Below are 20,934 nucleotides of genomic sequence, written 5' to 3' on the forward strand. Positions count from 1 at the left end.
CACGCAGGCGTCCCCCGGACGGCCGACCGTGGTGGCCGATCGGCTGCGCGGTGTCATAGCCTTCGAAGTGCTCCGCCCCCTGACGGACGGGGCCACGGCCGTCGGAGAACCTGGCCAGGTCCGGCGGCCGTCCTTTCTGCCCGCGCCCCGCCCGGTCCCGGACTCCGGGCAGGGCCGGTCTCCTCCGCCGCGTTCGCCCCCGTAGGCTGGTCCGCCGAAGCACCCGGCCCGCGGCCCGCGCCGGCCGCCCGGACGGCAGGAGCAGCAGACGTGACCGGCACCGCCCCGTACTTCCTGGTGGTCGGCGAGTGCGTCGCCGACATCGTCCGCGCCGAAGGCGCCCCCGACCGCGTCCACCCCGGCGGCAGCCCGGCCAACGTCGCCTACGGGCTGGCCCGGCTCGGCCTGCCGACCGTGCTGCTCACCCAGCTCGGCGTCGACGCCGACGGGCGGCTGATCAGGGCGCACCTGGAGTCGGCCGGCGTCACCGTGCTGGCCGAGCCCGCCGAGGGCGGGCGGACGCCCTCGGCCGTCGTCCGGCTCGACGCGGAGGGGCATGCGCAGTACGCCTTCGACATCGGCTGGAGCCTGCCCGACCGCCCGGACCTCGAACTCCCCGGCCCGCCGGGTCACCTGCACCTCGGTTCGATCGCCGCGGTCACCGAGCCCGGTTCCTCGGCGGTGCTGGCGCTGGCCGAGCGCCTGCGCGGCCGGGCCGAGGTCAGCTACGACCCCAATGTGCGGCCGGCGCTGATGGGCGACCACGGGGCGGCCGTCCGTCGGGTGGAGCGCTGCGTGGCGCTCAGCGGCCTGGTCAAGGCCAGCGACGAGGACCTCGCCTGGCTCTACCCCGGGCAGGACGCCGAGGACGTCGCCCGGTACTGGCTGGGTCTCGGACCGGCCGTGGTGGCGGTCACCCGCGGGGCGGTGGGCGCCTTCGCCGTCACGGCGGACGGTCGCCGGGCCGAGGCGCCGGCGCGACCGGTCGCGGTCGCGGACACGGTGGGGGCCGGCGACTCCTTCATGGCCGCCCTGCTCGGTTCCCGGTGGGCCGGCGCGGGCCTGGAGCAGGCGCTCGCCCGGGCCGTCGCCGCCGCTGCCGTCACCGTCTCCCGCCCCGGCGCCAACCCGCCCGACGCCGCCGAGCTCCGAGCCGCCCTGGCGGCCGGGGCCGCCGGCCGCCCGTAGCGCCGACTGCCGCGGCCCGCCCGGGCATCGGGCTCACCTGCTGTCGGCCACCTCGGCGGTGAGGTCCTTGCCGTACCAGATCTGGGCGTACGGGCCGCTGTTGTAGGCGGGTATCTCGCGGTAGCCGTGCCGGGTGTAGAGCGCGCGGGCCTCGACCAGGTCGAGCCGGGTGTCGAGCACGATCCGCTCGGCGCCGAGCTCGCGGGCGGCCGCGTCGACGGCGGCGAGCAGCCCGGCGCCGCCGCCGGTCCCGCGCACCGCGGGCCGGACGAAGACCCGGGTGAGCTCGACGGAGCGGTCGTCCAGGACGCGCAGGCCTGCGCAGGACTGCGGTTCGCCGTCGTAACGGCCGAGCAGGAAGACGCCGGTGGGTCCGGCGAGGTCGTCGCTGGGGGAGTCGGCCAGTCCGGTCTCGATCTCCTCGGGGGTGCCCTCGCGGCCGAGGTGGAGGAGGTAGTAGCGGTTGGCGACGTCGACGAAGTACTCACGCAGCAGGGCCGCCGCCTCGGGGGAGCCGACGTCGGCCCTGGAGACGGTCCAGAGGCCGGTGGCGGTGTGCGGCGTGCTGATCGTCATGCGCGCATTGTCGAGGACGGCCCGTCCCATGGCGAACGAATAGTCGGTCCGGCCGGCCCGTGGGGGCGCGGGAGCCGTGACCCGGCCCGGGGCGGGGGGTGGTTGCGCCGGGAGGGTGACGAGGGGATTGGGCGGCAGGCGTGTCGGGGGAGCACTGCTCCATGGACAGACAATCAGTTAATCGTAATTCTTGGGGGTTGAGGGGGCGTCTACAGCCGGGCCGTGCGGCCCGAAGCGCCGGGGCCGGAGTGGCCGCGGTGATCTGCCTGTCGGTCGCGGTGGCCGGGTGCACCGCACCCGTCGGCCCGGGCGGCCCGTCCGCGGGGGCCGGTGCCGCTGCCGGCCCGGCCGGGGCCGCAACGGAGGCCGGGGCGGGTGCCGGTCAGGCGGCCGGCCGGGGCGCGCCCCGGCCGCCCGCCGTGCCGCTGAGTCTGCCGGGGCTGGCCCGGGTCGAGGAGGAGAGCAGCAGCGAGGCGGTGGCCCGTCAGCAGGCGGCCGTCCGGGCCGGGCTGGCGACGGCACACCGGTGGGGCCTGGAGCGGCTGCCCGCTCGGGCGCCGCAGCGGCCGGCGGTCCGGCCGGAGCTGAAGGCGGGGCAGGGCGTGAAGCTCTCGTCCGGGCGGCCCCCGGTGGTGTACCGCGTCCCGACCGACGAGAAGATCGTCTTCCTGACCGTCGACGACGGGGCGGAGAAGGATCCGGAGTTCTCCCGGATGGCCGCCGAGCTGGGCGTCCCGCTCAGCGCGTTCGTCGCCGACTACCTTGCCCGCGAGGACTACGGCTACTTCCGCCGGCTCGCCGCCCAGGGCGACATGGTGAACAACCACACCATCAACCACCGCGACCTCAGGCAACTCGGCTACGACCAGCAGCGCGACGAGATCTGTCGGCAGCAGGACCAGCTGGAGCAGCAGATCGGCGTCCGGCCGAGGCTGTTCCGCCCCCCGTACGGCGAGTACAACGACGACACCCTGCGGGCCGCCGCCTCCTGCGGCATCGAGGCGGTGCCGCTCTGGAACGAGGAGGCCTTCCCCGACCGGATGGAGTACCGCTACGAAGACCAGCGGCTGCACCCGGGGGACATCATCCTCACCCACTTCCGCGGCACCTCCCTGTGGAACGGCACCATGACCGACCTGCTCCGCAAGGTGGTGAACGAGGTCGGCGCGCAGGGCTTCACACTCGCGCGGCTCGACGACTACCTGTAGGCCCGTGGGAGGAGTCCCCGGACCCCGCGGCCCGTGCCCCGTCCGGCACGGGCCGTCCGGTGTCAGCCGAAGGAGAGGGCGTCGACGTAGACCCAGGCGCCCTCGTGCCGGACGAAGCGGCTGTGCTCGGTGAGCACGCCCTCCTCCCGCCCCTCGGTGTAGTGGGCGCGGAAGGCGACCGTGCCCTCGGCGTGGAACGCGCCGCCCTCGGTGGTGGAGAGCACCTCCAGTCCGGTCCAGCGCAGGGCCGGGTCGAGGTCGACCGCGTCCGGCCGGGTGTCGGGGTGCCAGCTGCGCAGCAGGTAGGCCTCGTCCTGGGCGACGAACGCGCTGTAGCGCGAGCGCATCAGGGCCTCGGCGGTCGGCGCGGCGGCCTGCCCCCGGTGGTAGCGGCCGCAGCAGTCGCCGTACGCGGCGGGCAGGCCGCACGGGCAGGGCGAGGACGGCAGCAGCCGGGGTGCGGGGGCGGCGGCGCGGGGTGTGGAGCGGCGTCGGGACATGGCGTCCATTCTGGCGCGTCCGCGGAGCGCTGTCCGCCGGGGGTGGCGGGGGCGCCGCGAGGACGGTCCGGCCCGGCCCGGAACGGAACAACCCTCCGTGGGCCCGGCTCCGCCCCGCCCGACCCCGCCTCAAGGACGAGTAAAAGGGCAGGTCAAGGACGTGTGTGCACAGAGTGCGCACGAAGTGTCCGCACCCGCTGCCGACGATGCGTCAGGTGGCCCGCCAAGAAGGTAGCGCCACCGGGCCCGGATGTCAGGGGGATCTGGAAATCCGGCAAAATCGTCAACGAACCGTCACTTCGCCGCGGCGCTGCGTGAGGGTCGGAGAGTGATCTTTCCGGCATATCGAACACGTGTGGGACTTGTGCTGGTCATTCGGAGATCTTTACCCCACCATCTCCGGTGGCACACCGCCCGAATCCGGCCGACCACAAGTCGGCGCAGGGCCATCCCTCAGGAGAGTTGATGAGTTCGACGGGACATCCGCCGCTCGATCCGACCGATTCGCTGGCCGCACTGTTCGGCGCCCAGGTCAGACGCACCCCGCAGGCCATCGCCGTGATCGACGGCGAGCGGCGCCTGACCTACCGTGAACTGGCCGACGCCGCCGACGCGATGGCCGGCAGGCTGGCCGGATCCGGCGTGCGCGCCGAGACCCTCGTCGGGGTCTGCCTGCCACGATCGGCGGACCTCGTGGTCACCCTGCTGGCGGTGCTGCGCGCCGGCGGTGCGTACGTACCGCTGGACCCGGCATACCCGCGGGACCGGCTGGAGCTGGTGATCGGCGACGCGCAGGCGCCCGTCGTGGTCACCGACCGTGCACACGAGAACCTGCTGGCCGGCACCGGCGCGACCCTGCTCCACACCGACGGCGACAGCCCCGCCGCGCCCCTCCCGCCCCTCGCCCCGGCCGCCGGGACCGACGCGCTCGCGTACGTGCTCTACACCTCCGGCTCCACGGGCCGGCCCAAGGGCGTCTCGGTCACCCAAGGCGGCGTCAACGCCATGCTCCGCTGGGCCGCGAACACCTACACCCCGGCCGACGTGGCCGGCGTGCTCCTCGGCACCTCGGTCTGCTTCGACATCTCGGTCTACGAGCTCTTCTTCCCGCTCGCCGTCGGCGGCACGATCGTGCTGGCGGAGAACGTGCTCGCCCTGCCCGACCTGCCGGCGCGCGACGAGGTGACGCTGGTCAACACCGTGCCGAGCGCCATGGCGGCGTTACTGCGCGGTGGCGGCCTGCCCGGCGGCGGGGGTCTGCCGGGCAGCGTACGCGTGGTCAACCTGGCGGGCGAGGCGCTGCCGCGCCACCTGGCCGACCAGGTCTACGCCCAGCCGCAGGTCGAGCGCCTGTACAACCTGTACGGACCGACCGAGGACACCGTCTACTCCACCTGGTCGCTGGTCGGCCGGAACGAGTCCGGCGAGCCCGTCATCGGCCGCCCGCTCGACGGCACCACCGGCCACGTGCTCGACGAGCAGCGGGTCGCCGTGCCGGACGGCGGCATCGGCGAGCTCTACCTCGCCGGCGAGGGCCTGGCGCGCGGCTACCACGGCCGCCCCGACCTGACCGAGGAGCGCTTCGTCACCGTCCTCGGCGAGCGCTGCTACCGCACCGGGGACCTCGTCCGCCGGCTGCCGAACGGCGACCTGGAGTACCACGGCCGCGTCGACCACCAGGTGAAGGTGCGCGGCTTCCGGGTCGAGCTCGGCGAGATCGAGGCCGTGCTCGCCGCCCACCCCGCCGTCGAGGCGGCCGCCGCCGTCGTCCAGCGCGACGGGACGGGCGACTACCTGGCCGCCTTCGTCCAGGCCGCGGCCGGTGCCGCCGAACCGACCGCCGCCGAGCTGCGTGCCCACTGCGCCGCCGCGCTGCCCGGCTACATGGTGCCGCTCGCCGTCGGGGTGCTGGACCGGATGCCGCTCACGCCCAACGGCAAGACCGACCGCAAGGCACTGCCGCCGGTGGCACGCGGCCGGGGCGGCCAGGAGGTGTTCACCGCGCCCCGCACGCCCGTCGAGGCCCGGATCGCCGAACTCTGGCGGCAGCTCCTCGGCGTCCCCGAGGTCGGCGTGCACGACGTCTTCCTTGACCTGGGCGGCCACTCGCTGCTCGCCGCTGGCCTGCTGGCCCGGATCGAGCGTCTGTTCGGTACCCGGGTCCCGCTCGCCGAGTTCTTCGCCGCGCCGACCGTCGCCGCGCTGGCCGTCCGGGTCGCCAACGGCGGCGGCGGACGTCCGTCCGTCGCGCCGCCCGAGCGCGGTGCCGCGCTGCCCGCCCGCCCCACCGCGTTCCAGCGCGAGCTCTGGCTGCACGAGTCCGTCCAGCCCGGCTCCGCGCTCTACAACGTGCCGCTGCGGGTGCGCGCCACCGGCGACCTCGACCTCGCCGCGCTCGGCCGCGCCCTGACCGAGGTGGTCCGCCGGCACGAGGTGCTGCGCACCGCGTTCGGCGGCCGCGACGGCGAGGCCTTCGCCGAGGTCCGCCCGCCCTACCCGGTCGACGTTCCGCTGCGCGACCTCACCGGTGCGGGGGAGGAGGAGCTCGACACCGCGCTGCGGGCCGAGGCCGCCCGCCCGCTCGACCTGGCCGGGGGCCGGCTGCTGCGCGCCCTCGCCCTGCGCACCGGTGACGGCCGGCACGAGCTGCTGATCACCGCCCACCACGCCGCGATGGACGGCTGGGCGGCCGGGCTGCTCCTCGCCGAGCTGGGCCGCGCCTACCGGGACGGCCAGCTCGCCGAGCCCGCACTGCAGGTCTCCGACGTCGCCCGCTGGGAGGAGCGCGCCAACGCCGCCGTGCGCGAGGACGCGCTGCGCTGGGGCGAACGGCTGGTCGGCCTGGACGCCGACCAGCACCTGCCCGGCGACCGCCCGCACCCCAACCCGCAGGACACCGCCGGCCGCCGGATCGCCCGCCGGCTCGACGCCGAGCTGGTCCGCTCGGCCGAGCGCTGGGCCGCGCAGGAGGGCGCCAGCCTCTACATGGCGGTGCTCGCCGCGCTCGGCGGCGTGCTGCACCGCTACACCGGACGCTCCGACCTGGCCGTGCTCAGCCCCTTCGCCGTCCGGCCCGTGCCCGAGCTGGAGCAGGTGCTCGGCTCGTTGATCAACACCGTCGCGCTGCGCTTCGACGCCGACGGCACCGACACCTTCCGCGACCTGGTCGCCAGGGTCCGCCCGGTGGTGCTGGAGGCCGCCGAGCACAGCGGCTTCCCCTTCCTGGAGCACGCCCGCCGGTTCGGCGACATGGCCGGGCTGACCGCCTCGCCGATCGCCCAGGTGCTCCTCGCCGTCCAGAACCACCCCGTCCCTGGCCTCGAACTCCCCGGTCTCAGCCTGCAGTTCGTCGCCGAGGTGTGCAACGGCACGGCCAAGACCGACCTCTCGCTGTTCCTGGAGTTCCCGCCCGAGGGCCCGCTGCTCTCCGCCGAGTACCGCACCTCGCGCTACGACGAGCGCTCGGTGCACGCCGCGCTCGACCACCTGGTCGCACTGCTCGCCGCCGCGGTGGCCGAACCCGACCGGCCGATCGGCGAGTTGGCGATGCTCGCGGCCGGCGACCCGGCCCTCGCCGAGACCGGCAGGGGCACCGCCGCGCCGGTGCCCGACCTTCGGCTGCACGAGCTGGTCGCCGCCCAGGCGGCCCGCAGCCCCGAGGCGGTCGCCGTCTCCGCGGCCGACGGCGTGCTCGACTACGCCGGTCTGGACGCCGCCGCGAACCGGCTGGCGCACCTGCTGGCGGCCCGCGGAGCCGGGCCCGGCACGCTGGTCGCGGTCGCCGTCCGGCGGGGCCGGCTGCTACCCGCCGCTCTGCTCGGCGTGCTGCGCAGCGGCGCCGCCTACCTGCCGCTCGACGTCGACCAGCCGCTCGCCCGCAACCGCGGGGTACTGGACGACGCCGGCACCACGCTGCTGGTCGCCGAGCGGGCCACGGCCGACGACCCGCTGCTCGACGGCCGGGCCGCCGTCCTGGTCGACGGCCCGGAGGCGGCCGCCGCCCCGCCGACCGCGCCGGCCCCGCCCGCCGCCGCCGGCCCGGAGGACCCGGCCTACCTGCTCTACACCTCCGGCTCCACCGGCCGCCCCAAGGGCGTCGCCGTCCCGCACCGGGCGATCGTCAACTTCCTCACCTCGATGGGCCGCGAACCCGGCCTCACCGAGCAGGACGTGATGGCCGCGGTCACCACCGTCACCTTCGACATCGCCGGCCTGGAGCTCTGGCTGCCGCTGGTCACCGGCGCCCGGGTGGAGATCGCCGACCGTGCCACCGCCACCGACGGCCGCGCGCTGGCCGCATGGCTGGAGCGGCGCGGCGTCACCCACCTCCAGGCGACCCCCGCGACCTGGCGCATGCTGGTGGATGCCGACTGGCCGGGCCGCCCGGGCCTGACCGCGCTCTGCGGCGGCGAGGCGCTCACCGCCGACCTGGCCGAGGCACTGCTCAAGCGCACCGACGTGCTGTGGAACCTCTACGGCCCGACCGAGACCACGGTCTGGTCCACCGTCCAGCGGGTCACCCCCGAACTGGCCGCCCACGGTGGGGTGGTGGCGCTCGGCGCGCCCATCCACAACACCCGGCTGCACCTGCTGGACGCCGGTGGCCGGCCGGTGCCGGTCAACGGCATCGGCGAGCTCTGCATCGCCGGTGCCGGCGTCGCGCTCGGCTACCACGGCCGGCCCGACCTCACCGCCGAACGGTTCACCGCCGAGCCCGGCGGCAGCGCGGGCGCACCGATGTACCGCACCGGGGACCTCGTCTGCCGCCGCGCCGACGGCCGGCTGGAGTACCACGGCCGCACCGACGCCCAGGTCAAACTGCGCGGGTTCCGGATCGAGCTCGGCGAGGTCGAGGCGGCGCTCACCGCCGTCCCCGGCGTCGGCGCGGGCGCCGCCCGGCTCGCCGACACCCCGGCCGGACCGGTCCTGGCGGGCTATGCCGTGACCGACGGCACACTCACCGAGGAGGCGCTGCGCACCGCCCTGGTCGGCCGGCTGCCGGACTACATGGTCCCGGCCGCGCTCGTGCTGCTCGACGCGCTGCCGCTGACGCCCGCCGGCAAGGTGGACCGCGCCGCGCTGCCCGCACCGGTCCTCGGCGGCACCGGGGCACCGCCCGAGGGTGACTGCGAGGAACTGCTCGCCGACCTCTGGCAGGAGGTGCTCGGCGTGCCGGCGGTCTCCCGGCACGACGACTTCTTCGCGCTCGGCGGCCACTCGCTGCTCGCCACCCGGCTGGCCGCGCGGGTGCGCGACACCTTCGAGACCGACCTGCAACTGCGCACCGTCTTCGAGGCCCGCACCCTGGCCGCGATGGCGCGCCGAATAGAGGACCGATTGCTCGTCGAGCTCGACGAGCTCGACGAACCGGACGGGCTCGACGGCCCGGACGCCGCCGGCGGGTTCGCCGGCGGTACGGACGACATGGGCGCCGGCACCGGCGCCCGCACGGGGGAGAACGCATGACCGACCAGAACGCCGCGGAGGCCCGCGAGGCCGCCCCGCTCGCCCCGGACGCCAGACGGCAGGAGCTGCTCCGCCGCCGGCTGGCCAAGGCCAGGGCCGCCAAGGAGGCCCAGCAGTCCGGCGCCGCCGCCCCCGCCCGGGGCGGCGTCCCGCGCCGGCCGGAGGGCGCACCGGCGCTGCTCTCCTCGGCCCAGCGGCGGATGTGGTTCCTGGCACAGTACGAGCCCGACAGCGCCGCCTACCACATCCCGCTCGCCCTCCACCTCGACGGCGAGCCCGACACCGCCGTCCTCGGCGCGGCCCTGGCCGACGTGCTGGCGCGGCACGACGTCCTGCGCACCGTCTACCGCACCGTCGACGGCGACGTCCGCCCCGAGCTGCTGGACGCCGCCGGCGCCGTCCTCACCACCGCCGACGTGCCCGCCGACGAGGTGGAGCGGTGGCTCGCCGACGAGGCCCGGAGGCCGTTCGACCTCGCCGCCGACCTGCCGCTGCGCGCCACCCTGCTGCGCACCGGCGGGAGCAGCGTGCTCAGCCTGGTGCTGCACCACATCGCCGCGGACGGCTGGTCGATCGGCGTCCTCTTCGCCGACCTCGCCACCGCCTACGCGGCCCGCCTGGAGGGCCGCGCGCCCGCGTTCGACCCGCTGCCGGTCCAGTACGCCGACGTCGCGCACTGGCAGCAGACCGGTCTGGCCGAGGAGCTGGCCCGTCAGGAGGCCTGGTGGCGGGAGCGGCTGAGCGGCGCCACCGCCACCGTCACCGTGCCCACCGACCGGCCCCGGCCGGCCGTGGCCGACACCCGCGGCGAGCGGATCACCGCCGACTTCGGCGCCGAGCGCAGCGCCCGGGTGCGCTCGCTCGCCGAGGGCACGGGCAGCACCACGTACATGGTGCTGCTGGCGGCGCTGCAGACCGTCCTCTCCCGCTACACGGGCGCCGAGGACGTGGTGGTCGGTACCCCGGTCGCCGGGCGCACCCGCAGCGAGACCGAGCCGCTGGTCGGCTGCTTCGTCAACACCCTCGCGATGCGCACCGACCTCTCCGGCGACCCGACGGTCCGGCAGCTGCTGGAGCGGGTCCGCGAAGGGACGCTTGGTGCGTTCGGCCACCAGGACCTGCCGTTCGAGCGGCTGGTCGACGTGCTGGGGCTGGAGCGGGAGCTCGCGCACACCCCGCTCTTCCAGGTCATGCTCAACGTCCACAACCAGGCCGAGGCCACCGTCCGGCTGCCCGGCCTGAAGGCCGGCTGGCGGCCCGTCGGCACCGACACCGCCAAGTTCGACCTCTCCGTGGCCGTCGTCGACCAGGGCGGCGACCTCATCGCCGACCTGGTCTGGCGCAGCGAGCTGTACGACGAGGCGACCGTCCGCCGTGTCTTCGGCCACCTCACCACGGTGCTCGACGCGATGGCCGAGGACCTCGACCGTCCGCTCGCCGAACTGCCCCTGCTCACGCCGGCCGAGGAACGCCTGCTCACCGAGTGGGACGACACCGTGCGCGACTGGGACCTCGGCGACACGCTGCACGGCCTGGTCGAGGAGCAGGCCCGGCGCACCCCCGACGCGCCGGCCGTCCGCGGGGCCGACGGCGTGCTCGACTACGCCGGGCTCGACGGCCGGGCCAATGCGCTGGCCCTGCGGCTGCGCGCGCTCGGGGTCGGCCCGGACCGCCCGGTCGGCCTGCTGATGGAGCGCTCGGCCGCGCTGGTCGTCGGCATGCTCGGCATCCTCAAGGCCGGCGGCGCCTACCTGCCGCTCGACCCGGTCTACCCGGACGAGCGGATCCGCGACCTGCTGGCCTCGGCCGGGGCCGCCGCGGTGGTCACCACCGAGGACCTCGTGAGCCGGCTCGACGCGGCCACGCCGGTGGTCGTCCCGGACGGCTCGACCGCCGCGCACGGCCCCGAGGTGGACGTCCGCCCCGAGCACCTCTGCTACCTGATCTTCACCTCCGGCTCCACCGGCGCGCCCAAGGGCGTCGCCGTCGAGCACCGCAGCTACCGCAACTACCTGCACGGACTGCGCGAGCGGATCGGCGGCGACCAGCAGGGCTGGAACTGGGCGCTGGTCTCCACCTTCGCCGCCGACCTCGGCACCACCAACGTGTTCGGCGCGCTCACCGGCGGCGGCTGCCTGCACCTGCTCACCCGTGACCAGGCCACCGATCCGGAGGCCTTCGCCGCCTATGCGGCCGAGCACCGCATCGACGCGATGAAACTGGTCCCCAGCCACCTGGAGGGGATCGCCGCGCACGGCGCCGGCCTCGACGGGATCCTGCCCGGCAGGCTGCTGATCTGCGCCGGCGAGGCGCTGCGGCCGGACCTGGTCGCCCGGATCAGGGCGGCGCGCCCCGACCTGCTGCTGCACAACCACTACGGGCCGACCGAGACCACCGTCTCCATGCTCGGCGCCCCCGTCCCGGCCGACCTCGTGGACGCGGCCACCGCGCCGCTCGGCCGGCCCTTCGGCAACGTCGGCGCGCACGTCCTGGACGCCCGGCAGCGACGCGTCCCGGTGGGCGTCCCCGGCGAGCTGTACGTCTCCGGTGGCGGCGTCGCCCGCGGCTATCTCGGCCGGGAGGACCTCACCGCCGAGCGCTTCACCCAGGTGCGCGGCCGGCGCTGCTACCGCACCGGCGACCTGGTCCGGCGGCGCCCGGACGGCGCGATCGAGTTCCTCGGCCGGGTCGACCACCAGGTCAAGATCCGCGGCTTCCGGGTCGAGATCGGCGAGGTCGAGGCCGAGCTGACCGGTCGCCCCGAGGTGCGTGAGGCCGTGGTGGTCGCCCGCGGCGAGGGCGCCGCCCGTAACCTGGTCGGCTACCTGGTGCCCGCCGACCCGGCCGGCGCCCCCGACCCGGGTGAGCTGCGCGCCGCGCTGCGCAGCCGACTGCCCGACTACATGGTGCCGGCCGCCCTGGTCGTCCTGGACGCCCTGCCGCTGAACCCCAACGGCAAGGTCGACCGGACCGCCCTGCCGGAGCCGATCGCCGTCCAGCCCGTCGGGGGAGGCGGTGAATTGGCCACGGCGACCGAGCGTGAGGTGGCAGCCGCGTACCGGAGCGTCCTGGCCTCCGACGAGATCGGCGCCGCGGACGACTTCTTCGCGCTCGGCGGCGACTCCTTCTCCGCCGTGCACGCCGTCCGCCTGATCGGCCGCGGTCTCTCGGTGATCGACCTGTTCCAGCATCCGACCGTCCGCGAACTCTCCGCACTGCTCGACGCCCGGGCCGGCGGCACCGCGGACGAGGGCCCGCGCACCCTGCTGCACAAGCTCACCCGTGGCAACGCGCCCGCCGGGCTGAACGTCGTCTGCGTGCCCTACGGCGGCGGAAGCCCGATCACCTTCCAGCCGCTCGCCGACGCCCTGCCGGCCGACCACCGGCTCTACGCCGTCGAGCTGCCCGGCCACGACCCGAGCCGACCCGACGACGAGCTCGCCGAACTCGACTCCCTGGCCGACCGGTTGACCGAGCAGATCGCCGAGCGCATCGACGGCCCGGTGCTGCTCTACGGCCACTGCCTCGGCGGCGCGCTCGCCACCGCGCTGGCCTCCCGGCTGGAGGCGGCCGGCGTCGAACTGCGCGGCGTCGCCCTCGGCGGGACCTTCCCCGCGGCCCGGCTGCCCGGCCGGTTCGCCGAGTGGATGGCCAAGCGGCTGCCCGGCGACCGGATGCTCTCGAACCGCTCCTACCTCGACTACCTGCGCGCCATGGGCGGCTTCACCGACGTCTACGACCAGGCCGAGCAGGACTTCCTGGTCCGGGCGCTGCGCCACGACGTGCGGCAGGCCGAGGAGTTCTACACCCGAGCCTACGGGGACGGCCGGCCGGCGCCGATCGCGGCGCCGATCCTGTGCGTCGTCGGGGAGAAGGACCGCGCCACCCAGCTCTACGAGGAGCGGTACGCCGAGTGGGAGCACTTCGGCGACACCGTCGACCTGGCCGTGATCCCGCGCGCCGGGCACTACTTCCTCAAGCACCAGGCCGACGAACTCGCCCGCGTCATCTCCGGGTTCGGTGCCACCGGTGCGGTGGCCGAGCAGGTCGCGGCCAAGCGCCCGGCCGCCCGGGCCGACCTCGCCACCTTCGCCAAGGTGGCGATCGGGCAGTTCGTCTCGATGATCGGCACCAGCCTCTCCACCTTCGCGCTGGGCGTCTGGGTCTACCAACAGACCGGCTCCGCATTCGACTTCGCGATGATCTCGGTGGTCGCGGTGCTGCCGGCCGTCCTCCTGCTGCCGATCGCGGGCGCGGTGGCCGACCGGGTCGACCGGCGCAAGATCATGATCGTCACCGACACCGTGGCGGCCGCCGGCATGCTCTCGCTCGGGTTGCTGCTCTGGGCCGACCTGCTGGAGGTCTGGCACATCTACGTGGTGGCCTGCATCGGCGCGGTCTGCTCGGCCTTCCAGCGCCCCGCCTACCTCGCGGCGATCACCCAGCTCGTCCCCAAGCGCTACCTGGGCCAGGCCAACGGACTGGCCCAACTCGGCACCGGGGCAGGCGACATGATGGCCGTCCTGGCCGGCGGCGTGCTGGTCTCGCTGATCGGCCTGCACGGCGTGGTGCTCTTCGACATGGCGACCTTCCTCACCGGCGTCACCTGCCTGCTGCTGGTGCGCTTCCCGGACGCGATGTTCGACAAGCAGGAGGAGCCGCTGCTGCGCGAGGTCGTCACCGGCTGGCGGTACATCGTCCGCCGGCACAGCCTCGTCGCCATGGTGGTCTTCTTCGTCGTCTTCAACTACCTGTTCGCGGTTGCCACCGTGCTGATCACCCCGATGGTGCTGGCCGGGGGATCCGCCGTCCAGCTCGGCGTGATCACCGCCGTGGGCGGGGTCGGCGCGATGACCGGCGCGCTGGTGATGGCCCTGTGGGGAGGCACCCGGCGGCGCGCCCTCGGCATGATCGGCTTCACCTCGGTGGTGGGCCTGGCCGCCGTCGTCGCCGGCAGCCGGCCGCAGGCCGCGCTCACGGCCTGCGGGCTCTTCGTCCTCTGGGCCGCCCTGATGATCCTCAACTCGCACTGGATGGCGCTGATCCAGACCAAGGTCGGGATGGAGCTGCAGGGCCGCGTCCTGGCCACCAACCAGATGCTCGCCATGTCGATGATGCCGCTCGGCTTCCTCACCGCCGGACCGCTCTCCGACCACGTCTTCGAGCCGCTGATGCGCCCCGGCGGCGCGCTCGCCGACTCGGTCGGCATGGTCCTCGGGACCGGCCCGGGTCGCGGTGCCGGCCTGCTGCTGGTCCTGGTCGGCCTGGTGCTGGCGGTCTGGGGCCTGATCGGCCTCGCCTACCGCCCGCTGCGCCTGATCGAGGACCTGCTGCCGGACGCCCTGCCGGACGCCGAGATCGGCGACAAGGACGCCATCCAGGCCGAGGCCGACCGCCTGCTGGCCCTCGCCGAGGCCGCCCGCTCGGGTGGTGCGGACGCCGTGGTACCCGGTGCCCGCCCCGCGCCCGCCGCGGACCGGCCCGAGAATCCCGTTCCCGCCGGCGCCGGCCGGTAGCCGTACCTCGCCGGGCCCGTCCCGGCCCGTCCCGCCCCGCTGCCCGACACCGGGCAGCGGGGCGGGCACCCGCCACGCCGGTGACCTCGAGCGACGCTCTGCCTGCAAGTGGTGATCATGTCCTTCGCGTGCGACGCTCCGGGCGGAGGTAGCACCATGACCAAGAACCGCCGGGACATCAACTCCCTCAGCCAGACCGAGCTGGACGACTACATCCACGCGATCGGGATCCTTCGCGCCCGGTCGGCGGCCGACCCGGACGACCCCACCGGGTACGACTTCCAGGCGGCCCTGCACAACGACATGTTCGTCGGCCCCTGCGAGCACGGCAGCGACCTCTTCCTGCCGTGGCACCGTTCGCACCTCTACCACTTCGAGAGGCTGCTCCAGGAGTCCGACCCGCCGCGGACGGCCGACGTCACGCTGCCGTACTGGGACTGGCTCCACCCGGAGCCGGTCGGGAAGTTCCCGCCCGCCTTCGCCCTGCCCGGCCTCGCCGCCCAGCGCAACGATGTGGCGACCGACCTACCGCCCGACACCCTGCAGATCGTCACGCAGGAGACCGACCAGGGAGAGTTCGCCGGCTACCCGGCGGCGCACCCGGGCGGCGACTTCGGGCGCCTGGAACTCGGCCCGCACAACTACATGCACGGGGTGTTCATCGGCGGGGACATGGAAGACCCGTCGACGGCCGCACAGGACGCGATCTACTTCAGCTTCCACGCCTTCATCGACCTGCTCTGGGCCGAGTGGCAGCGCCGCAACGGCGCGCCGCCCGTCACCTCGCCCGACCACGACCTGCGTGGCTTCCTCTCGCAGGCCAGGCACAAGGTGGCGGACTTCGCCGACACCGTGGCGCTGGGCTACGAGTACGAGTACACCGAGCGGCTGAAGAACGACTTCGCGGTGCCGGTGCCCGTGCCGGTCGAGCGCAGCCTGCTCGCGACCCGGCCGCTCAGCCTGGTCTCGGCGCCCGACCTCGCGACGCAGATGCGGGAGGCCTCCCGGGCCCAGTTCGGTCTGGTGGCCACACCGAAGGGCGGCCGCAAGGTCGTGGTCCGCCTCGACGAGCTGAAGGTCCCGCTGACCGGCAGCTACCTGCTGCACGCATACGTGCACCCGGGCGACGTTCCGTTCCGTGCCGACGACGCGGAGTTCGCCGACCGCTACGGCGTCGGCTACGCCGTGCTGTGGCGGGCCCACGCGGGCCCCGCGGACGGCGGTCACGAGCACGGGACCGGCCGCGACCACGGCGGCGAGCAGCCCCACGCCCACCACCCGAGCACCTGCACCGTCCGGTTCGACGTGACGGCGGTCCTGGCGAAGTCACCGGAGGCCCCCGGGGCCCAGGTCCTGACCCTCCGGTACAGCCCCGCGCCCACCGCCACCGGTCAGCCCCAGCGCCCGCCCGAGCTGGTCCGGGAGGTCGCCCTGAAGGACGTCATGATGGAGGTGTACGGCTGATGCGCACTCCGGTGTACGAGCTCCACATCAAGCCGCTGTTCCGGGCCACCGACCGGGAGCACATGGCCTTCTCCCTCGACCTCTGGGACTACGACTCCGTGGTCGCCAACGCCGACGACGTCCTCGCCCGTGTGGACGGCGCCGGGATGCCCCCGGACGACGGCGGAGGTCCCTGGCCCGAGGAGTGGATCGCGCTCTTCCGCCGCTGGCACGAGGGCGGACACAAGCGCCTGGAAGTCGGCACGGCGGACTTCACCCTCGCCCGGACGGCCACCGTCGTGACCCTCACCGCGACCGGGACGTTCCCCGGCGCCGGCTTCGAGGGCTGGCTCCAGCTGGAGAGCGAGACGGACAGCGCGAAGACCTACGTCCTCTACTTCGAGGCCCCGGACAGCCCGGGCGCCGGCACGCCCGGCACGTTCACCCGGAAGGAACGGTACAAGGCGACCGACACCCGCGCCGTCTTCGTGCACGACAGCAAAGGCGTGCACGAGCTGGGCTGAGCCCGCCGGCCCGTCCGCGAGCCCCGCCGAGCCGAAACCGGCCGGCGGGATCGCCGTGCGCGTCCTACCGGGCGCGCCTGATGGAGTAGTTGAACTCCGCCGTGCCGAAGCTGCGCATCAGCCGCAGCCAGAACGGCATCAGCATCTCCATGCCCCGGGCGCCCGTGATGTCCCCAAGGTCGATCACCGAGTCCGCCGGCCAGCCGAACTCGCCGAGCAGGGCGACCGCCGCGGCCTTGGCACCGGCGTCGTTGCCGGCGATGAACAGGTTGTGCTCGCCCGCCAACCGGCCCGGGTCGACCATCAGCGGCGCGGTGACCGTGTTGAGCGCCTTCACCACCCTGGCGTCCGGGAACTCCCGCTGGATCTGCTCGCCCACGCTGTCCGTGTCGACCGGGTCCAGCGAGACCTCGCCCTCGGCCGAGAAGACCAGCGGGTTGGAGATGTCCACCAGCAGCTTGCCGGCCAGCCGCTCGGCGCCGGCCGCCCGCAGGGCCGCCAGCGAGACCGTCCCCGAGGTGGCGTTCAGCACCACCTCGCCGAAGGCCGCCGCGTCCGCGAACGTCCCCGCGTGCCCGGTCGGGCCCGCCTGCTCCGCCCAGGCCAGCCCGGTCTCGTTGTCCTTGGTCCGCGAGCCCAGCGTCACCTCGTGGCCGAGCGCCACCAGCTTGTCCGCGATCGTGCGGCCGACCGTACCAGTGCCGATGATTCCGAATCGCACAGTTTCTCCGTCTCTCCGGGCCCGTGCCCCGTGACCCGGGCCGCGATGACGATAGTTCAAGCAGCCCGGTCCGTGCGGGGAATAGCCGCGAACGGGCGACCGCCGACCGGACCACCCCCGCTGGTGGCGGCCGGTCCACCGCCGAACCATGGTCGCCATGAACCGAACCAACAGACCGTACGTCCGGGCCGCCTCCCTGCTCGCCGGCCTCGCGCTGCTCGGCCCCGCCGCCGTGGCCCGCGCCGACGTCACGACCGTCTCCTTCGGCACCGACCGGACCGCCTGGGACCGCAACGAGCCGGGCCTCTCGCCCGAGGAGGTCGCCGAGTCCGACTTCGGCGTCCGCTTCTCCGTGCCGCTCGACGGCCAGGTCTTCGCCCAGCCGCTGGTGATCGGCCCGACCGTGGTCGTGGCCACCGAGACCAACCACGTCTACGGGATCGAGGCGAAGACCGGGAAGATCACCTGGCACCGGGCGATGGGCGCGGCCTGGCCCTCCGCCGCGATCGGCTGCTCCGACCCGGGGCCCAACGTCGGCACCACCTCCACCCCGGTCCACGACCCGGCGACCGGCACCGTCTACCTCACCAGCAAGGTGAACGACGGCCCCGACGACAAGCACCCGCACTACTACGTGCACGCCGTCGACGCCCAGACCGGCGCAGAGCGCAGCGGCTGGCCGGTCACCGTCCAGGGCGACCCGGTCAACGCCCCCGGCAAGCCGTTCAACGCCTACCGCTCGCTCCAGCGACCCGGGCTCCTGCTGCTCGGCGGCTCGATCTACTTCGGCTTCGGATCGCTCTGCGGCATCGGCGACTACATCGGCACCCTGGCAGGCCTCGACACCCGCACCCGCAAGCTCACCCTCTGGTCCACGGTGGCCGGCTCCGACACCCAGCGGGCCTCCATCTGGATGGCCGGCAGCGGCCTCGTCTCCGACGGCCCCGGCCGGATCATCCTGACCACCGCCAACGGCCCGGGCGCCGGCGCCTCGCCCGCACAGGGACCCGGCAGCAAGCCGCCCGGCGGCCTCGGCGAGTCGGTGATCCGCTTCGCCGTGAACAGCGACGGCACCTTCGCGCCGAAGGACTTCTTCAGCCCCACCAACAACGCCACCCTCGACAAGAAGGACACCGACCTCGGCTCCGGCGGCCCGGTCGCCCTCCCGTCGACCGTCTTCGGCACCCCCGCCCACCCCCGGCTGCTGGTCCAGGTCGGCAAGGACGGCCGGATCTTCCTGCTCGACCGGGACGACCTCGGCGGCATGGGCCAGGGGCCCGGCGGCACCGACAAGGCGGTCGGCATCACCGGCCCCTACGGCGGCGTCTGGGGCCACCCCGCGGTCTGGGGCGGCGACGGCGGATACGTCTACACGGTGGAGAACTTCGGCAAGCTGCGCGCCCTGAAGTACTCCGTCAACTCCGCCGGCGACCCGCAGCTGACCAGCGCCGGAACCAGCGCCGAGGACTTCCTCAAGATGTCCGGCTCACCCGTCGTCACCTCCGACGGCACCCGCTCCGGCTCGGCCCTGGTCTGGGCGATCTGGTCCGGCACCGGCCAGTACGGCGAGGGAGGCGAGCTGCGCGCCTACGACCCGGTGCCGGTCGGCGGCACGCTGAAGCTGCGGCGCTCCTTCGCGCTCGGCACGGTCAGCAAGTTCTCCGTCCCGGCCACCGACAAGGGCCGGATCTACGTGGGCACCAAGGACCACCACCTGGTCGCCCTCGGCCGACCCGCGGCCTTCGCCTGACCGGCGGCCGCCGACCGGGCCGGAGCGGCCGAGCTCGTCGGGCGGTTCGTCGCCGAAGCCGATCGAGCGGACGTGCACCGGACGTTCACCGGGCCGTCGTGCGGGTGGGCGTACGGGTGGACGGCGGCAGTGGACGGCCCGCGACACCCGGGTGGGCCGGCGTCCCGGTGCTCAGCGGCCCCGGGTCACCACGAAGCCCGGCAGCGCCAGCAGGAACTCCCGGGCCTCGGCTGCCTCCTCGGACGGCTCGGCCGGCGCGGGCGCGGCCTCCATCACCTCGGCGATCTCCCGCTCGGCGGCGGCCACCAGCCCGTCAGCCGCCGCCCGGGCGCTCTCCACGCACCCGTACGCGGTCAGCCGCTCCGACAGCCAGCGGACCTCCTCCGCCGCACCCGGGCCCCGCTGCGCCCGCGTCCCCTCCAGGTAGCGCTCGGTGCGGGCGCGCTCCGCCGGGGTGCAGCGCTCCAGCAGGTGGATCAGCAGCAGCGTGCGCTTGCCCTCCCAGAGGTCCCCGGCGATCTCCTTGCCGTAGTCGGCCAGCGTGCCGACGAGGTTCAGCACGTCGTCCTGGATCTGGAAGGCCGCGCCCAGGTACCAGCCGAACCGGTCGAGCCGGGTGGCCTCGGTGTGCGCACCCTCGGCGACCAGCAGTCCGGCGCGGCACGGGTAGAGGAAGGTGTACCAGGACGTCTTCTTGAGGCACATCCGGTAGTAGTCGGCGGGCGCCAGGTCGCACGCGTTGTCGCGGATCCAGGCGATCTCCATCGCCTGCCCCTCCAGCGACTGGCGGCACATCAGCTCCGTCTCCTCGAACAGCCGCCAGGCCAGCTCGCCGCCGAGCTCCCGCCGGTTGGCCATCAGCCGGCGCAGCCCGAGCAGGTTGGTCGCGTTGCCGACGTTCAACGCCACCTCGACCCCGTACGCGGCGGAGAGCGTCGGCAGACCCCGGCGCAGCTCGCTGCCGTCCTGGATGTCGTCGTGGATCAGGAACGCGTTGTGGAACATCTCGACGGTCACCGCGGGGTTGAGCGCCCGCTCCGGCCGGCCGCCGAAGGCCTCACAGGTGGCCAGGCAGAGCGCACCCCGCAGTCCCTTGGACGGCCGGACGGGGTAGTCGCCCGCCAGGTCGTAGAGATACGGCGGACTCTGCTCGGGGATGTGCCGCAGCAGTTCGGCGACGGTCCGCTCGCGGTGGCGGGTCAGGACCCGGTCGACCAGCGGCTCGGCGTCGGCGAGTGCCCGCCCCGGCCCCGTCACCCCTGCCGACCTTCGGCGCCGTCGCCGGACCCGGCCCCCTCGCGTTCGGGGCCGAAGGCGGCGCGCAGCGACCGGTTGGCGAAGGCCGGTGCCAGCGCGCTCAGGTTGAGCAGCAGGTCGAGGATGTCGTGTGCGTTGGCGGTCAGCTGCCGGGTCTGCTCGGCGGCGTCGCCCCGGGTGCCGTCCTGGACCCGGGCGCTCACGGCGTCGATCAGCTGGTGGGTGTTCTCCGAGACCCGGTGGACCAGGCGGTCGAACTCCTCCTCGTCGACGCGGTGCTCGGAGGTGAGCCGGGTACCGGCCGCCTTCGCGTCCGCCAGTCCGGCGGCCAGCTCGCGCTCCAGCACCGCGGCGGCCTCCATCACCGCCCGCGAGCCCTGCTCGCCCAACTCACTGAACCGACCGGCGTCGGGCATGGCTGACCTCCTGGTTCGCGCTCCGGACGGCCCGGGGCGGCGGGGCCGGCGGCAGGGCAGAGCGCCGCCTCGATCGCAGATCGTACCCGCTCGTGAGCGGAGCGTGTCCGTCCGCCCGCTCCGGCGTGGCTGCGGCTCGGGGCGGGGGTTCGCCCGCGCGCTTCCGGGGTGCGGGATCGCCCTGTTCGGGCGCGGGTGGCGCTCCGGGTGGGCCCCGGCGCGTCGCGGGTCGCCTCCGCGGCGGTCACTGGTAGTAGTTGCGTGGCTGCGCCGAGGGATCGTGTGATGCCGGGCGGCCGACTCGACAAGGTGTGCGCCGCTGCCGCCGTCCTGCTCGCCGCGGTGCCGGGTTCTGGACAAGGAGCGGTC

General features: G+C 74.6%; 12 protein-coding genes. 7 read left to right on the plus strand and 5 right to left on the minus strand.

What is annotated here, in order from left to right; translation table 11 throughout:
* Positions 1-270 precede the first annotated feature (270 nt).
* Entirely contained in the window at positions 271-1,188 is a 918-nt protein-coding gene (locus tag ACF9IK_RS33700; protein WP_395297858.1) for a carbohydrate kinase family protein, read from the plus strand.
* 33 nt (positions 1,189-1,221) lie between these two features.
* On the opposite strand, the gene ACF9IK_RS33705 is transcribed toward ACF9IK_RS33700, so the two are convergent.
* Entirely contained in the window at positions 1,222-1,764 is a 543-nt protein-coding gene (locus ACF9IK_RS33705; RefSeq protein ID WP_395297859.1) for a GNAT family N-acetyltransferase, read from the minus strand.
* A 257-nt stretch (positions 1,765-2,021) separates the two neighbouring features.
* Here ACF9IK_RS33705 and ACF9IK_RS33710 point away from each other — a divergent pair, with 257 nt between their 5' ends.
* The gene (locus ACF9IK_RS33710; RefSeq protein ID WP_428846377.1) at positions 2,022-2,972 is read left to right on the plus strand and encodes a polysaccharide deacetylase family protein; all 951 of its coding nucleotides are present in this window, start codon (positions 2,022-2,024) and stop codon (positions 2,970-2,972) included.
* A gap of 62 nt (positions 2,973-3,034) precedes the next feature.
* On the opposite strand, the gene ACF9IK_RS33715 is transcribed toward ACF9IK_RS33710, so the two are convergent.
* Entirely contained in the window at positions 3,035-3,472 is a 438-nt protein-coding gene (locus ACF9IK_RS33715) for a YchJ family protein (RefSeq protein ID WP_395297861.1), read from the minus strand.
* Positions 3,473-3,937: 465 nt separating this feature from the next.
* Between ACF9IK_RS33715 and ACF9IK_RS33720 the strand changes: the two genes are divergently transcribed.
* The 4 genes from ACF9IK_RS33720 (at position 3,938) to ACF9IK_RS33735 (ending at position 16,421) form a co-directional block, all read left to right on the plus strand.
* Complete coding sequence (locus ACF9IK_RS33720) at positions 3,938-8,938, plus strand: amino acid adenylation domain-containing protein (protein WP_395297862.1); 5,001 nt, start codon at positions 3,938-3,940, stop codon at positions 8,936-8,938.
* Positions 8,935-14,454 carry a non-ribosomal peptide synthetase/MFS transporter gene (locus ACF9IK_RS33725; RefSeq protein WP_395297863.1) on the plus strand — a complete coding sequence of 1,840 codons (5,520 nt, stop codon included), beginning with the start codon at positions 8,935-8,937 and terminating at the stop codon, positions 14,452-14,454. The genes ACF9IK_RS33720 and ACF9IK_RS33725 overlap by 4 nt, the downstream gene beginning before the upstream one ends.
* A gap of 156 nt (positions 14,455-14,610) precedes the next feature.
* Positions 14,611-15,918, plus strand: coding sequence for a tyrosinase family protein (locus ACF9IK_RS33730; protein WP_395297864.1), 1,308 nt, complete (start codon positions 14,611-14,613; stop codon positions 15,916-15,918).
* Positions 15,918-16,421, plus strand: a complete 504-nt coding sequence (locus ACF9IK_RS33735; RefSeq protein WP_395297865.1) for a hypothetical protein — start codon at positions 15,918-15,920, stop codon at positions 16,419-16,421. The genes ACF9IK_RS33730 and ACF9IK_RS33735 overlap by 1 nt, the downstream gene beginning before the upstream one ends.
* A 64-nt stretch (positions 16,422-16,485) precedes the next feature.
* Here ACF9IK_RS33735 and ACF9IK_RS33740 read toward each other — a convergent pair whose 3' ends face one another.
* Positions 16,486-17,142 carry an NADPH-dependent F420 reductase gene (locus tag ACF9IK_RS33740; protein ID WP_395297866.1) on the minus strand — a complete coding sequence of 219 codons (657 nt, stop codon included), beginning with the start codon at positions 17,140-17,142 and terminating at the stop codon, positions 16,486-16,488.
* 157 nt (positions 17,143-17,299) lie between these two features.
* Here ACF9IK_RS33740 and ACF9IK_RS33745 point away from each other — a divergent pair, with 157 nt between their 5' ends.
* Positions 17,300-18,892: a PQQ-binding-like beta-propeller repeat protein gene (locus tag ACF9IK_RS33745; RefSeq protein WP_395297867.1), complete on the plus strand. Its 1,593-nt coding sequence runs from the start codon at positions 17,300-17,302 to the stop codon at positions 18,890-18,892.
* A gap of 171 nt (positions 18,893-19,063) precedes the next feature.
* On the opposite strand, the gene ACF9IK_RS33750 is transcribed toward ACF9IK_RS33745, so the two are convergent.
* Together ACF9IK_RS33750 and ACF9IK_RS33755 are read right to left on the minus strand one after the other, a co-directional pair.
* Positions 19,064-20,149 (minus strand): polyprenyl synthetase family protein, encoded by a 1,086-nt coding sequence (locus tag ACF9IK_RS33750; RefSeq protein WP_395297868.1) that lies wholly within the window; start codon positions 20,147-20,149, stop codon positions 19,064-19,066.
* A complete protein-coding gene (locus tag ACF9IK_RS33755; protein WP_395297869.1) occupies positions 20,146-20,565 on the minus strand; it encodes a hypothetical protein in 420 nt (139 codons plus the stop codon). The genes ACF9IK_RS33750 and ACF9IK_RS33755 overlap by 4 nt, the downstream gene beginning before the upstream one ends.
* Positions 20,566-20,934 lie beyond the last annotated feature (369 nt).

This window comes from Kitasatospora hibisci (assembly GCF_043950205.1).
Lineage (GTDB): Bacteria > Actinomycetota > Actinomycetes > Streptomycetales > Streptomycetaceae > Kitasatospora > Kitasatospora hibisci.